Below are 13914 nucleotides of genomic sequence, written 5' to 3' on the forward strand. Positions count from 1 at the left end.
TAATTATTCATGAGAAAATCAATAAAATATCTTTCTATATTTATAACAATACTTTTAGTTAGTACTAGTTGTAACAACAAAAAGATAAATAAAAAATCTAACAAAGAAGTAAAAGAAGAAATTACTACCAATATACCTGTTTATAATTTCAATCAACTAGAGCCTATTTTATATAAACAAAGTAACAAAATTGTTATTATTAATTTTTGGGCAATGTGGTGCGCTCCTTGTGTTAAAGAAATGCCTTATTTACAAGAATTTGCTAATAAAAACACAGATGTAGAATTAAAGTTTATTAGCATGGATTTCCCTAAAGATATAGAAACAAAATTAAAACCTTTTTTAAAAAAGAAAAACATATCTGCAGATGTAATTTTATTAGATGATCCTGATGCAAATACTTGGATAGACAAAATAGATCCAAACTGGTCTGGAGCAATCCCTTTTACTATAATTTTTAATGAAGATAAACGTTTATTTTACGAACGTTCTTTTGAGAGTTTAGCTGATTTAGAAAATGAAATTTATAAAAATTTTAAACAACAATAAATGAAAAAAACAAGTCTATTAATTGCCGTAATCTTTTTAACAACAAGTATTTTTATATCTTGTAAAAAAGATAATACTAAAGATCAAAAAACTGAAAATATAGAAAAACACCAAGGTCCACCTAACGGAGATCACAACGGAAGACCTGCAGGACCTCCTCCAGGAGAACATGGTGACAGAAAAGGACCTCCTCCGGGTGGTGCTCATAGTCCAGAGCAAACAAAAACATTAGAAGAAATTGGAGGTTATAAAATTGGTGATGTTGCTACAGATTTTAATCTTAAAAATGTAGATGGAACACAATTTTCTTTATCAAATATAAAAAATGCCAAAGGTTATATAGTTGTATTTACTTGTAACGAATGTCCTTTTGCTAAAATGTACGAAGACCGTTTAATAGCAATACATAATGAATATGCTGCTAAAGGATATTCTGTTATTGCAATTAACCCTAACTATAGTGGAGAAGAAGGTAAAGAAGGTTTTATAGCAATGCAAGAGAGAGCTAAAGAAAAAGAATTCCCTTTTGTTTATTTAGCAGACGATGGTCAAAAAATATTTCCACAATACGGAGCTGTAAGAACACCGCATGTGTTTCTATTAGATGCAGATAAAAAAGTACAATATATTGGTACTATTGATGATAATGCAAGATCTGCTAAAGATGTAAAAGTTAAATATCTAGAAAATGCAATTAAGGCTTTAGAAAAAGGTGAAAAACCAAGCCCTAATTTTACAAAGGCAATAGGTTGCCCTGTAAAAGCTGTATAGTTTTAAAATAGAAAAAATAAAAAGGGATTTATGTAATACATAAATCCCTTTTTTATTTTATTGAATCAATTATTACTCTAAAATTTTAACAAAGTCATCAAAAGCCTCATAATAAGGTTGATTTTTAAAAACAGGACTTTCTACACTTTCTGCATTTGCAATTCCTACTCCAGCAAACCACACTTTAGCATTTTGCTTTTTAGCATGATTTTTAAAAGTTTCCATCCAAAGTACATCATATTCATTTGGATTTTGAATGTTATTAGTTGCTTTTACCAATACAAAAATAGTAGGCTCTCCTTTTTTATATAAAACAAACTGTGGATGTCTTTTTAATTGACTATTAATTGCCTGAAATTCATAGCCCATTTTTGTAAGCTTTTCACCTACAATATTCATTGCTAAATTATGCAACTCTTGTTCGGTTAAAATCTCCATTCTTATTTTTTCTTATTACGTTTATTGTAATTTTTATCTCCTCTTGTTTTAGGTTTCTTATATTTTTTAGCAATTTCTCTTCTATAAGAACCTCCTAAATTTACTTTACTATTTTTCTCGCTTTTTTCATGAAAAGCAGGCCCTGGAACATACTCTAAACCTGTTCTGTTTTTAGAAATTCCTTGATCTTCTCTCGGACGTTCATCTTCGGTTAATAGTTTAGATATCTCTATTTCTTCCGGCAATTCTAAAACAGGAATCTTATAATCCATTAAAGTTTCTATAGCTGTTTTTGCTTCTTGCTCTTTTTCTGTAGAAAATAAAATTGTTTTCCCTGCTTTTTCTGCACGTCCTGTTCTACCAATTCTGTGCATGTAATTTTCTGGAAATTCTGGAGTATCAAAATTGATAACATGAGACACATTATCAAAATCTAAACCACGCGCCATTACATCTGTGGCTAACAAAATTCTATTTTTCCCTTCATCAAACTGACGGATAGAACGTATTCTATAATTCTGTGTTTTATTAGAGTGTATTACACACATTTCATCATTAAACACTTCTTCTAAATGTTTAAATAACAAATCTGCCGTTCTTTTAAAACCAACAAAAATTAATACTTTATTAAAGGTTTCTTTATCTTTTAAAAGACTATTTAGCAAATTAACTTTTGTAAAAAAGTTAGGTATGTTGTAAGAAACTTGTTCAATATTATCTAACGGAGTTCCACTTACTGCAACAGAAATCTTTGTCGGATTTTTAAAAAAGTCATAAATTAAAGCATCTACATCTTCTGTCATTGTTGCAGAAAACAAAACGTTTTGTCTTTTTTCTGGAATCACATCAAAAATATTCATCAACTGAAAACGGAAACCTAAATCTAACATTACATCTACCTCATCAATCACCAATTTCTGAATCGATTTTAACTTTAAAGCATTACTTAATGCCAAATCGTACAAACGTCCTGGTGTGGCAACAATAATATCTTGCCCTTGTAAAATAGCTTGTTTTTGTGTGTTGATGTTTGTACCACCATACACACCTAAAACACGTGTATTAATATATTTTGATAGTTTTTCTATCTCTTCTACTACTTGTAAAACCAACTCACGCGTTGGTACTAAAACCAAAATTCTTGGATGCTGTTGCTTAGAGAATTTTAAATCTCGTAAAATAGGCAACATGTAAGCAAATGTTTTTCCGGTTCCTGTTTGTGCAATTCCAACAACATCTTTACCAGATCTAACTACCGAAAATGCTTGTTCTTGAATTGGCGTTGGATTCTCGAATCCTAAGTCGTCAATAGCATATTGTAGTTGATTTGATAAGTCTAATTCTTTAAAAGTCATCTCTTTTAATTTTCTGCAAAGGTACGTTTTATAAAATGAGTTACAACAACTGTTTACGTGTGGATTATTTAGTAATTTTACACTCGAAATTTATTAAAAATAATGATTACAGACACACACACACATTTATATTCAGAGCAATTTAATGAAGATAGAACAGCAATGGTTCAAAGAGCAAAAGATGCTGGTATTTCAAGATTTTTTATTCCTGCTATAGATTCTACTTACACAGAAAAAATGTTTGCATTAGAAAAAGAGTTTCCTAATGATGTGTTTTTAATGATGGGCTTACACCCTACTTCTGTTAAAGAAAATTATTTAGAAGAATTGGCAAAAGTGAAAGCCTTAATCGACCAAAGAAAATTTTATGCCATCGGAGAAATTGGCATGGATTTATATTGGGATAAATCTTTTTTAACACAACAACAAGAAGCTTTTAAAACACAAATACAATGGGCAAAAGAAAAGAAAATGCCTATAAATATACATTGTAGAGATGCTTTTAATGAAGTTTTTGAAGTTTTAGAATCTGAAAAAAGTGATGATTTAAGAGGAATTTTTCATTGTTTTACAGGAACTTTAGACCAAGCAAAGCAAGCTATTTCTTATAACATGAAATTAGGAATTGGTGGTGTTGCAACTTTTAAAAATGGTAAAATTGATAAATTTTTAAATGAAATTGATTTAAAACACATTGTTTTAGAAACCGATGCTCCTTATTTAGCACCAACTCCTTATAGAGGCAAAAGAAACGAAAGTGCTTATTTAACCAATGTAGTTGATAAATTAGTAGATATTTACGGAATTTCTTATCAAGAAATTGCAGAAATTACGACTCAAAATTCTAAAGATGTTTTTGGTATTTAATGGTATTTGATACAGTTACAACGGAAGAAAGATTCTTTAATTTTGAACACCCAAAAACTTACACCTATTTGAGTATAGGTATTGCAATGTTTTCTTTTTTGATTATTTTAATTAATAAAGAATATTTAGGATTTGACTTTTTAGAAACTGTTTTTTTTCCAATAGCTATTGTTTCTTTTATTGTTTTCTCTATATCTCAGTTTATCACAATGTTTTCTAAAGAAGATATTGATATAACTTATACAGGAAAACTAAAAATAACTGAAGATGAATTTATTATCGATAAAGAAAAAATAAGTTTTACAGATATTATTTCTATTAAATTATCTGTTGATGATTATAAAGGCAGGTTAAAAAACACACACTCTAACACAGAACCAATGTATAGTAAAGGTGTAGAAAATTTTGTGATGATTTATACAGTTGATAAGAAAATAGAAAAACAAATTCAGGTGTGTAATCTAAGAGAAACTCATTTAATTTCTGATTTTATAGCTGCTCAAATTGTAAAAAACAAATTTATAAAAGTAAAACCAAAACAATTAATTACTATTTTTAGTGATCAATTTAAAAAAACTGAAGAAGCTAGAAATTACATTGCAAAGCAGATTAAAAATAGAAAAATAAAAGCTGTAGAAGGGTTATTAATGATGAATTATTCTTCTGATAAAGAGGCTAAAGAGTTAAGAGAAAAATACAACATCCATTGAGTATACAAACTACATATTATAAAACGCCATTAGGAACTGCGAAAATTGTAGGTGACGAAAACGGAATTCAGTCTGTTTCAGTTTTAGATGAAGACTTCTCTACTGCACTCGAAGTGACAAATTCTGACACTCCTAAATGTTTGCAAGATTGTGTTACTCAGCTAGACGAATATTTTTCTGGTAAAAGAATCAATTTCGATTTAAAACTAAATCCGCAAGGAACTGAATTTCAGAAAAAAGTATGGACAGAGTTATTAAATATTCCATATAATAAAACTAGAACCTATTTAGAACAAAGTAAAGCTTTAGGAGACGTAAAAGCCATAAGAGCAGTTGCTTCTGCAAATGGTAAAAACCCCATTTGGATTATTATTCCTTGCCATAGAGTTATTGGTTCTGATGGTTCTTTAACAGGTTATGCTGGCGGCATTTGGCGTAAAAAATGGTTATTAGCACACGAAAATCCTTTAAAACAACAATCATTATTTTAAATTTTTACTTTTAGAATATTAAAAAACATATTTTTACGTTTCAATTGTATCGTTTTTTATGATTCAAAAAATTCTAATTTTATTGTTGCTTTTTATTGGGTTTTCCGTCCAAAGCCAATCCTTTTCAACAGATTTTAGAGCTAGAAAAATATTGGTTAAAAAAGACACTATTCAATTAGATTCTGTTGCTTTAAATCCTCAAGAATTTAAAGTCTTAAACCACTCCTTAAAAGCCTTAGACACATCAGAATATAAAATAGATTTTAATAAAGCCATATTAATCATCAACTCTAAAAAACATTCAGAAATTAATGTTGAGTATTTTAGGCTTCCAGATTTTATCACAAAAACATACACTCCGTTTGATGATAATTTAATAATTTCTAAAAGCACAAATAACGGTGTATTATATAGCTTAACTACTAATAAAAAAAAATCTAACACAACACTTTTTGATGGCTTACAAACCGAAGGTTTTATAACAAGAGGCGTTACTTCTGGTAACAATCAAAACGCTGTTACAAACTCTGCTTTAGACTTAAAAATTTCGGGTAAACTATCTAAAAATGTAACTTTAAGAGCAAATATTTTTGACACAAATATACCCATTCAAGAAAGTGGATATTCACAAAACATCACAGATTTTGATCGTATTTTTATAGAAATGTTTACAGACAATTGGCAAATTAGTGCCGGAGATATTTCTTTAAAAAACACAAAAAGTTACTTTTTACCTTTTACAAAACAAGTTTCCGGGTTGTTAGTAGAAGCTAATATTACCAACAATTTTAAAGTAGCAGCTTCTGGTGCAATTGTTAGAGGTAGGTTTAATACTTTTAATATAACTGCAATAGAAGGCAACCAAGGGCCTTATAAAATATTGGGCATAAATAACGAAAACTCAATTATAATTATAGAAGGTAGCGAACAAGTTTATATTAATGGAAGTAAAATTGAACGTGGCAAAGAGAAGGATTATACAATAGATTATAATTTAGGCGAAATTACTTTTAATACCACTTACCCAATTACAAATGACATGAGAATTTGGGTAGATTATCAATATTCCGAAAGAAATTATACCAGATTTATAACCTATGATGAAGCTTCTTATGAAAGTGAAAAATTTAGTATTGCTGGTTATTTTTATTCAGAAAATGATGCTAAAAATCAACCTATACAACAAAATCTAACAGACAGCCAAAAACAGATTTTAGCAAACGCAGGTAACAATGTAGACTTAATGGTTTCTGAAAGTGCATATTTAGACACTTTTGATGAAAACAAGATCCTCTACAAAAAAGTAATCACCGGAAGTGAAGAAATCTTTGAGTACTCTAGTACTTCTGCAGATGAATTGTACAACGTAACCTTTACAAATGTTGGTACTAATTTAGGTGATTATATTTTAGACCAAAGTACAGCAACAGGTAATATTTACTTATATGTTGGTAAAAATTTAGGTGATTATAACCCTATAACACTATTAATTCCACCTACAAAATCACAAGTTTTTATATTACAATCTAACTACAATCCTTCTAAAAAAACTTTAATTAATGCAGAAATTGCTTTAAGTAATAATGATGCAAACTTGTTTTCTACAATAGATAATTCTCTTAATAAAGGTTTTGCTTCTAAACTAGATTGGCAACAAACTTTAATTGATAAAAAATGGCAGTTAAAAAGTAATATTAGTCACGAATTTGTTCAGAAAAACTTTGATACCGAGTTTAGATGGGAAACTGTTGAATTTAACAGAGATTGGAATATCTTAACCAATAACGGCACAAAAAGCTTATTTCAATCAGAATTTAAACTTAATAATAAAAAAAACGATTTTGTTTTATATCGATTTAATAACCTAACCTATAAAGATATCTTTTCTGGTAATAAACATGAACTACAAGCCAAAGTAAAGTTAAAAAACACCGTATTTTACACAAACGGAAGTTTTTTAGAAAACACCTCTACAACAGAAGACAATTACTTTTTTACAGCAAAAGCAAAAGTAGAAAAAGATTTAAATAAAAAATGGTTAGGTGTATTTATCAATTTAGAAACTAACAGCAGAAAAGATATTTCTACACAAGAGTATATTAATACAAGTCATCAATTTAAAGAATTAGAAACCTATTTTGGTATTGGAGATACTGCAACTGTTTTTGCTAAAGTGGGTTTTAATTATAGAGATAATGACAGTATAAAACTTAATAAATTTACCCAGATTAATAATAGAAAAACATTTTATGCAAACAGTAAATTAATACAAAACAAGCAAACTAATTTAAGCATTTTTGCTAATTATAGATTTACCGAAAACAACTTTTCGGAAGATGAAAAATCATTAAATTCTAAAGTTGTTTTTAGTCAAAAATTATTTAAAGACTTTATTAATCTAAGCACAAATTACGAAACCTTTTCTGGTAATGTTGCCAGACAAGAATACTATTATATAAAAACAGAACCCGGTTTAGGTTATTACACTTGGATTGATTACAACTCTGATGGTATTAAAGATTTTGATGAATTTGAAGTTGCAGAATTTCAAGACCAAGCAGAATATTTACGTTTAACAAAAGCCAACTTACAATATACAGCAACCCAAAGTGCTAACTTTACACAATCTCTTATTTTAAATCCGCGTGTTTGGTCTTTTAAATCTGGATTTAAAAAAACACTTTCTAAATTTTATAATCAAAGTTTTTTAAGTGTAGAAAACGAGCAAGAAAGAATTGGCAATTCGTTCAATTTTAATCCTTTTAATTTTGATGAAAACAAATTAGTAGGTTTAAATTACAGTGTAAGAAATAGCATTTATTATAATAAAAACCTACAAAAACACAGCGTTACTTATACGTTTGGTAAAAACAAAAGCAAACAACAATATATTATTGGTAATCAAGAAAATAATATAAAAATACATCAATTAGATTTTGCTCATAAATTTAAAACTTTTTGGTTGTTTGAGTTGATGGGCAAAAACACAGAAAATCAATTACAAACAGAAAATTTTAATAATAGAAACTACATTGTAAAAGCAAATGAAATTCAGCCAAAAATAAGTTTCTTATACAATGTAAATAATAGATTTACTGCATTTTATCACTTTAAGAAAAAAGAAAACATTTTAGAGGATTTTGAGCAACTTAAACAACAAAAAATTGGTTTAGAGTATTTATACATCAACAGTAAAAAAAATCAAATTTCTGCAGATGTAAATATATTTTTAAACAATTTTACTGGCGATACTAATACACCTGTGGCTTACCAAATGTTAGAAGGTTTACAATCTGGAAAAAACTACACATGGAATCTTTTATTCAATCAAAAATTAAATAATTTCTTAAATCTTAATTTAAGTTATTTGGGTAGAAAAAGTGAGAACTCTAAAACAATACATACCGGAAGCATACAACTAAAAGCTATTTTTTAATTATCTTTTCTATATTTTTACAATCTTAAGACAATCAAAATCAACCATGAAAAAAATTATACTAATTGCATTTTTATTTGCAACTACATTTTTAGTAGCTCAAGAAAATTACCCGCAAGACATCAATAAAAAACACGAAGTAAAAATAAATGCGCTAGGTCTTTTGGCTTTTGAGTGGGTAGATGTTTCTTATGAACAATTAATAAACGAAGAATCTTCTTTTGGTATAGGTATTTTAGCTGGTTTTGATAAAAATTCTGACCTAGATGAGTATAGGAAATTTTCTATAACACCTTTCTACAGAAGGTATTTTTCTAACAAATTTGCAAGAGGTTTTTTTATAGAAGGTTTTGGTATGTTGCATAGTTATGATAACAATAATTATGATTACTATTTTGATGATTTTGGTAATTATTATGAAAATTATAACAGTGTAACCAAAACAGAATTTGCTTTAGGTTTTTCTATTGGAGGTAAATTTATTTCTAAAAGCGGATTTACAACAGAAATCTATTTAGGATTGGGAAGAAATTTAGGTGGAGATGACAATTCTATAGAAGCTGTTGGTAGAGGCGGAATATCTTTAGGTTATAGATTCTAAAGACTATAAAATTTTGTAAATTTGTAGCTAATAAAAATTACAAATAAAATGAAAAAAATAATTTTAGTTTTAGGCTTGTTAATAAGTTCTTTAACCTATTCTCAACAAGAAATTAAATTAGACTTTGCAGATGCTGTAGTAATGAAAAGTTTAGAATTTTCTTATGAAAGTTATATTTCTGAAGAATCTTCTGCTGGTGTTTCTATATTTTTTAACTTAGCTAAACAAGATTCTAACTTTAGGTATAATGAAAACACAATGATAACACCATATTATCGTCATTATTTTACAACAAATCAACAATGGAATTTTTTTGGTGAAGGTTTTCTTGGTATAAATTCTGGGAAAAAAGAATCTGTTGAAGATTCTGGAGATTTTGACTTAAAATATACAGACGGAGCTTTAGGTGTTGCTGTTGGTACAAAGTACATTGCTTCTGGTGGTTTAACTTTAGATTTATACGGTGGTATTGGTAGAAATTTGTTTGGTACAGATTCTCCTACAATCGTACCAAGACTTGGTTTAAACATTGGTTACCGATTTTAAAAAAAGTTTACAATAAAAAAAAACCTCATCAAATTTGATGAGGTTTTTTTATGCTTATATAATTTAATTACATTTTTTGTAACCAAGTTTTTACATCTACTTCTGCCTTAATTATATCTTTTAATTCTGCAATAGCAACACGTTTTTGATCCATAGTATCTCTATGTCTAATGGTAACACAATTATCTTCTAAAGTATCATGATCTACAGTAATACAAAATGGCGTTCCGGCTGCATCTTGTCTTCTATAACGTTTACCAACCGCGTCTTTTTCATCATAAAAAACGTTGAAATCCCATTTTAAATCGTCCATAATTTTACGCGCTACTTCTGGTAAACCATCTTTTTTAACTAATGGTAAAACTGCCGCTTTAAAAGGTGCTAAAACTGCTGGTAATTTTAAAACAGTTCTTGTTGTTCCGTTTTCTAAAGCTTCTTCTTGTAAAGAATTAGAAAAAACAGCTAAAAACATTCTATCTAAACCAATAGAAGTTTCTACAACATAAGGCACGTAACTTTTATTTTCTTCATGATCAAAATATTGTAATTTTTTACCAGAATACTCTTCGTGTGCTTTTAAATCAAAATCTGTTCTAGAATGGATTCCTTCTAATTCTTTAAACCCAAAAGGAAAATTAAATTCAATATCTGCTGCTGCATCTGCATAATGCGCTAATTTATCGTGGTCATGAAAACGGTAGTTCTCTGCTCCCATCCCTAAAGATAAATGCCATTTTAAACGCGTTTCTTTCCATTGCTCATACCATTCTTTTTGAGTTCCTGGCTTTACAAAAAATTGCATTTCCATTTGTTCAAACTCACGCATTCTAAAAATAAACTGTCTTGCAACAATTTCATTTCTAAACGCTTTACCGGTTTGTGCAATTCCGAAAGGAATTTTCATTCTACCTGTTTTTTGTACGTTTAAAAAGTTTACAAAAATACCTTGTGCAGTTTCTGGTCTTAAATATAAATCCATTGCAGTTTCTGCAGAAGCACCTAATTTTGTACCAAACATTAAGTTAAACTGCTTAACATCTGTCCAGTTTTTAGAACCTGTTAATGGATCTGCAATCCCTAATTCTTCAATTAATAACTTAACGTCTGCTAAATCTTCATTTTCTAAAGATTTACCCATTCTTGTTAAAATTGAAGTTATTTTTTCTTGATAACCAATAACACGTCCGTTGGTTGCTAAAAACTCTTCTTTATTAAAAGCATCACCAAAACGTTTTTCTGCTTTAACAACTTCTTTATTTATTTTGCCTTCTATTTTTGCACAATAATCTTCTATTAAAACGTCTGCTCTGTAACGTTTTTTAGAATCTTTATTATCAATTAAAGGATCATTAAAAGCATCTACGTGGCCAGACGCTTTCCAAGTTGTTGGATGCATTAAAATTGCAGCATCTATACCCACAATGTTTTCGTGCATTTGCACCATTGCTTTCCACCAATAATCTCTAATATTTTTCTTTAGCTCAACTCCATTTTGAGCATAATCGTAAACCGCACTTAATCCATCATAAATTTCAGAAGACTGAAAAACATAACCATATTCTTTTGCGTGCGATAAAACTTTTTTAAATTGATCTTCTTGTTTTGCCATAATGAGCGCAAATATACACGTTTACAAAATTTTTTCAATAAAAAATCTTTCAACTTTTTTTGTTTGAGATTCAACTATTTAATATTGATATTTTTAACTATCTTTAAAATGAATTGCTTTGATGCCTATGAAAATTTTAAAAGATTTACTTAATATATTTTATCCAGATTTATGTGCCAATTGTGATAATCACTTAATTAAAAACGAAAATGTTATTTGTACTTTTTGCAGACACGATTTGCCTTTAACTGCATTTACAAATTATACAGAAAACAAAATAGTTAAGACTTTTTACGGAAGAATAGATATTGAAAAAGCATATGCTTTATTATTTTATAGAAAAACAGGAATTACTAAAAAACTGATTCACGAACTAAAATATAAAGGGAATGAAGATATTGGTGCTTTTTTTGGTAATTGGTTAGGTGAAATTTTAAAAGAAAACAACCAATTTTCTACTATAGATTATATTATACCCGTTCCTTTACATCCTAAAAAACTAAAACAAAGAGGTTATAATCAGGTAACAAAATTTGGAGAAAGTTTAAGTTTTCATTTAAAAATACCGTTTGTAGAAAATATTCTACAAAGAACATCTACTGCAAAAACACAAACTTTTAAAGCTCGTTTTGATCGTTTTAATAATATCGACTCTAAATTTCAGTTAAAAAATACATCAACCTTTACTAATAAACACATTTTATTAATTGATGATGTAATAACTACTGGTGCAACTTTAGAATCTTGTGCTAAAGAATTACTAAAAACTAAGAATATTAAAATAAGCATTTTAACAATGGCATACACAGAATAAATTTTATGATTTTTAAATGAAAAATATATTGTTAATTTGTATAAAATTTACACTTGTGAAACTTATTTTTAGATTTATTTTTTTAAGTACATCCATTTTACTTTTATTTAACTGTGCAAAAACAGGAAACCCAGAAGGAGGCCCAAAAGACGAAGATGCACCTATATTTGTAACAGCAGATCCGCCTTATGAAAACACCAATTTTGACGAAAAAGAAATAAGATTAAACTTTGATGAATACATAAAACTTAAAGATTTAACAAAGCAACTTATTGTTTCTCCTCCTTTAAAAACACCTTTAGTAGTAACACCACAAAGTACTGCTAGTAAATTTTTAAAACTAAGTATTTTAGATACTTTACAAGAAAACACTACCTATATTATAAATTTTGGTAATGCTATAGAAGACAACAATGAAGGAAATAAATTAGAAAGCTTTAAATATGTTTTTTCTACTGGTAGCTATATAGATTCTTTAAAGTCTACTGGTAGTGTTAAAGATGCTTATTTAGATGAAAAACCTAAAAATACTAGTGTATTATTATATAAAATAGACAGTTCTTTTAATGATTCTATCGTTTTCAAAAACAAACCTAATTACGTAACAAACACATTAGACACCACTATTTTTAACTTAACTAATTTAAAGCAAGGTAAATATTTGATGATTGCCTTAAAAGAAACAAATAGCGATTATCTTTTTAATCCAAAAGAAGATAAAATAGGTTTTTATCCAGATACAATTTCATTACCAAAAGATAGTATTATAAAAAACCCCATTACTATCTTTAAAGAAACAACACCTTATAAATTTAAACGTGCTTACGAAATTTCTAAAGGAAAAATTGCCTTTGGTTATGAAGGAGAACAACCTAAAGACTTAAAAGTTGAAATAACTTCTAATACACCTAAAGATTTTAAAAGCATTTCTAAATTTGAAATTGATAAAGATTCCCTTAATTATTGGTATACACCTTTTGAAGCAGATTCTTTAAACTTTATAGTAACCAACAAAGAATTTATAGATACAATAACTGTAAAATTACGTAAGAAAAAAATAGATACATTAATTCTAAAACCAACAATATCTAGCACTTTACATTTTAGAGACACTTTTTTCATCAATGCAAGTAACCCTATTGTAAAAATTGATACTTCTAAAATTTCATTAATAGATAAAGATACACTAGCAGTTCCTTTTTCTAGCTTTCTTTCTAAAAAAGAAAATAAAATAGGTTTTATTTTTGATAAAAAGCAAAAAAACAAATATCATTTAAAAATATTACCAGAAAGTATTTCTGATATTTATAATTATAAAAATGATACTTTAAACTTTAAATTTTCAACATCAGAAATTGAAGATTATGGTAGAATTACAATTGACATAAACAACAAAATGGGAGAAAACTTAATTATAGAACTACTAGAAGGTAAAGACAAAAACAACCTTATTAATAGAAAATTTGTTACAAATTCAGAACAAATTGTTTACGATCTTTTAGAACCTAAAACCTACTATATTAGAGCAATTGTTGATGTTAATAAGAATAATAAATGGGATACTGGTAATTATCTTTTAAAAAGACAACCAGAAAAAATCATCTATTTTCCTCAAGAATTAAAAGTACGAGCAAATTCTTATTATGACGGTAATATTTTTACCATTAAAAAAGAATAATTAGCAAAATTTTGCTTTTATGCTAAATTTAAACTAGATTTGAGTATAA

General features: G+C 27.8%; 13 protein-coding genes. 10 read left to right on the forward strand and 3 right to left on the reverse strand.

Translation table 11 applies throughout. The features are described 5' to 3' along the window. The first annotated feature begins 9 nt into the window (after positions 1-9). Together KI686_RS14125 and KI686_RS14130 are read left to right on the forward strand one after the other, a co-directional pair. The gene (locus KI686_RS14125; RefSeq protein ID WP_237589976.1) at positions 10-549 is read left to right on the forward strand and encodes a TlpA disulfide reductase family protein; all 540 of its coding nucleotides are present in this window, start codon (positions 10-12) and stop codon (positions 547-549) included. After that, positions 550-1320 carry a thioredoxin family protein gene (locus KI686_RS14130; protein ID WP_237589977.1) on the forward strand — a complete coding sequence of 257 codons (771 nt, stop codon included), beginning with the start codon at positions 550-552 and terminating at the stop codon, positions 1318-1320. It abuts the gene before it with no gap. A 72-nt stretch (positions 1321-1392) separates the two neighbouring features. On the opposite strand, the gene KI686_RS14135 is transcribed toward KI686_RS14130, so the two are convergent. Together KI686_RS14135 and KI686_RS14140 are read right to left on the reverse strand one after the other, a co-directional pair. Then, positions 1393-1758 carry a DUF8840 domain-containing protein gene (locus KI686_RS14135; protein WP_237589978.1) on the reverse strand — a complete coding sequence of 122 codons (366 nt, stop codon included), beginning with the start codon at positions 1756-1758 and terminating at the stop codon, positions 1393-1395. Between the two features lie 2 nt (positions 1759-1760). Continuing rightward, on the reverse strand, positions 1761-3113 hold the full coding sequence (locus KI686_RS14140) for a DEAD/DEAH box helicase (RefSeq protein ID WP_237589979.1): 1353 nt from the start codon (positions 3111-3113) through the stop codon (positions 1761-1763). 102 nt (positions 3114-3215) lie between these two features. Here KI686_RS14140 and KI686_RS14145 point away from each other — a divergent pair, with 102 nt between their 5' ends. The 6 genes from KI686_RS14145 (at position 3216) to KI686_RS14170 (ending at position 9764) form a co-directional block, all read left to right on the forward strand. Next, entirely contained in the window at positions 3216-3980 is a 765-nt protein-coding gene (locus KI686_RS14145; RefSeq protein ID WP_237589980.1) for a TatD family hydrolase, read from the forward strand. 68 nt (positions 3981-4048) lie between these two features. Beyond that, a complete protein-coding gene (locus KI686_RS14150) occupies positions 4049-4690 on the forward strand; it encodes a hypothetical protein (RefSeq protein WP_237589981.1) in 642 nt (213 codons plus the stop codon). A gap of 2 nt (positions 4691-4692) precedes the next feature. Continuing rightward, entirely contained in the window at positions 4693-5181 is a 489-nt protein-coding gene (locus KI686_RS14155) for a methylated-DNA--[protein]-cysteine S-methyltransferase (RefSeq protein WP_237590016.1), read from the forward strand. Positions 5182-5239: 58 nt separating this feature from the next. Continuing rightward, positions 5240-8617, forward strand: a complete 3378-nt coding sequence (locus KI686_RS14160; protein WP_237589982.1) for a DUF8818 domain-containing protein — start codon at positions 5240-5242, stop codon at positions 8615-8617. A 46-nt stretch (positions 8618-8663) separates the two neighbouring features. Then, positions 8664-9218 (forward strand): DUF3575 domain-containing protein, encoded by a 555-nt coding sequence (locus tag KI686_RS14165; RefSeq protein WP_237589983.1) that lies wholly within the window; start codon positions 8664-8666, stop codon positions 9216-9218. Positions 9219-9266: 48 nt separating this feature from the next. After that, entirely contained in the window at positions 9267-9764 is a 498-nt protein-coding gene (locus tag KI686_RS14170; RefSeq protein ID WP_237589984.1) for a DUF3575 domain-containing protein, read from the forward strand. A 67-nt stretch (positions 9765-9831) separates the two neighbouring features. On the opposite strand, the gene KI686_RS14175 is transcribed toward KI686_RS14170, so the two are convergent. Then, the gene (locus KI686_RS14175; protein WP_237589985.1) at positions 9832-11373 is read right to left on the reverse strand and encodes a glycine--tRNA ligase; all 1542 of its coding nucleotides are present in this window, start codon (positions 11371-11373) and stop codon (positions 9832-9834) included. Between the two features lie 127 nt (positions 11374-11500). On the opposite strand from KI686_RS14175, the gene KI686_RS14180 reads away from it, so the two are divergent. Both KI686_RS14180 and KI686_RS14185 read left to right on the forward strand, forming a co-directional pair. Then, the gene (locus KI686_RS14180) at positions 11501-12187 is read left to right on the forward strand and encodes a ComF family protein (protein ID WP_237589986.1); all 687 of its coding nucleotides are present in this window, start codon (positions 11501-11503) and stop codon (positions 12185-12187) included. Positions 12188-12242: 55 nt separating this feature from the next. Continuing rightward, positions 12243-13865 carry an Ig-like domain-containing domain gene (locus KI686_RS14185; RefSeq protein ID WP_237589987.1) on the forward strand — a complete coding sequence of 541 codons (1623 nt, stop codon included), beginning with the start codon at positions 12243-12245 and terminating at the stop codon, positions 13863-13865. The last annotated feature ends 49 nt before the right edge of the window (positions 13866-13914 follow it).

It is taken from the genome of Polaribacter sargassicola (assembly GCF_021991835.1).
Taxonomy (GTDB): Bacteria; Bacteroidota; Bacteroidia; order Flavobacteriales; family Flavobacteriaceae; genus Polaribacter; species Polaribacter sargassicola.

Excerpts from the sequence above, each read along its gene's own strand:
- KI686_RS14125 (WP_237589976.1), top strand. The coding sequence starts at position 10 with ATGAGAAAATCAATAAAATATCTTTCTATATTTATAACAATACTTTTA.
- KI686_RS14130 (WP_237589977.1), top strand. The coding sequence starts at position 550 with ATGAAAAAAACAAGTCTATTAATTGCCGTAATCTTTTTAACAACAAGT.
- KI686_RS14135 (WP_237589978.1), bottom strand. The coding sequence starts at position 1,758 with ATGGAGATTTTAACCGAACAAGAGTTGCATAATTTAGCAATGAATATT.
- KI686_RS14140 (WP_237589979.1), bottom strand. The coding sequence starts at position 3,113 with ATGACTTTTAAAGAATTAGACTTATCAAATCAACTACAATATGCTATT.
- KI686_RS14145 (WP_237589980.1), top strand. The coding sequence starts at position 3,216 with ATGATTACAGACACACACACACATTTATATTCAGAGCAATTTAATGAA.
- KI686_RS14160 (WP_237589982.1), top strand. The coding sequence starts at position 5,240 with ATGATTCAAAAAATTCTAATTTTATTGTTGCTTTTTATTGGGTTTTCC.
- KI686_RS14165 (WP_237589983.1), top strand. The coding sequence starts at position 8,664 with ATGAAAAAAATTATACTAATTGCATTTTTATTTGCAACTACATTTTTA.
- KI686_RS14170 (WP_237589984.1), top strand. The coding sequence starts at position 9,267 with ATGAAAAAAATAATTTTAGTTTTAGGCTTGTTAATAAGTTCTTTAACC.
- KI686_RS14175 (WP_237589985.1), bottom strand. The coding sequence starts at position 11,373 with ATGGCAAAACAAGAAGATCAATTTAAAAAAGTTTTATCGCACGCAAAA.
- KI686_RS14180 (WP_237589986.1), top strand. The coding sequence starts at position 11,501 with ATGAAAATTTTAAAAGATTTACTTAATATATTTTATCCAGATTTATGT.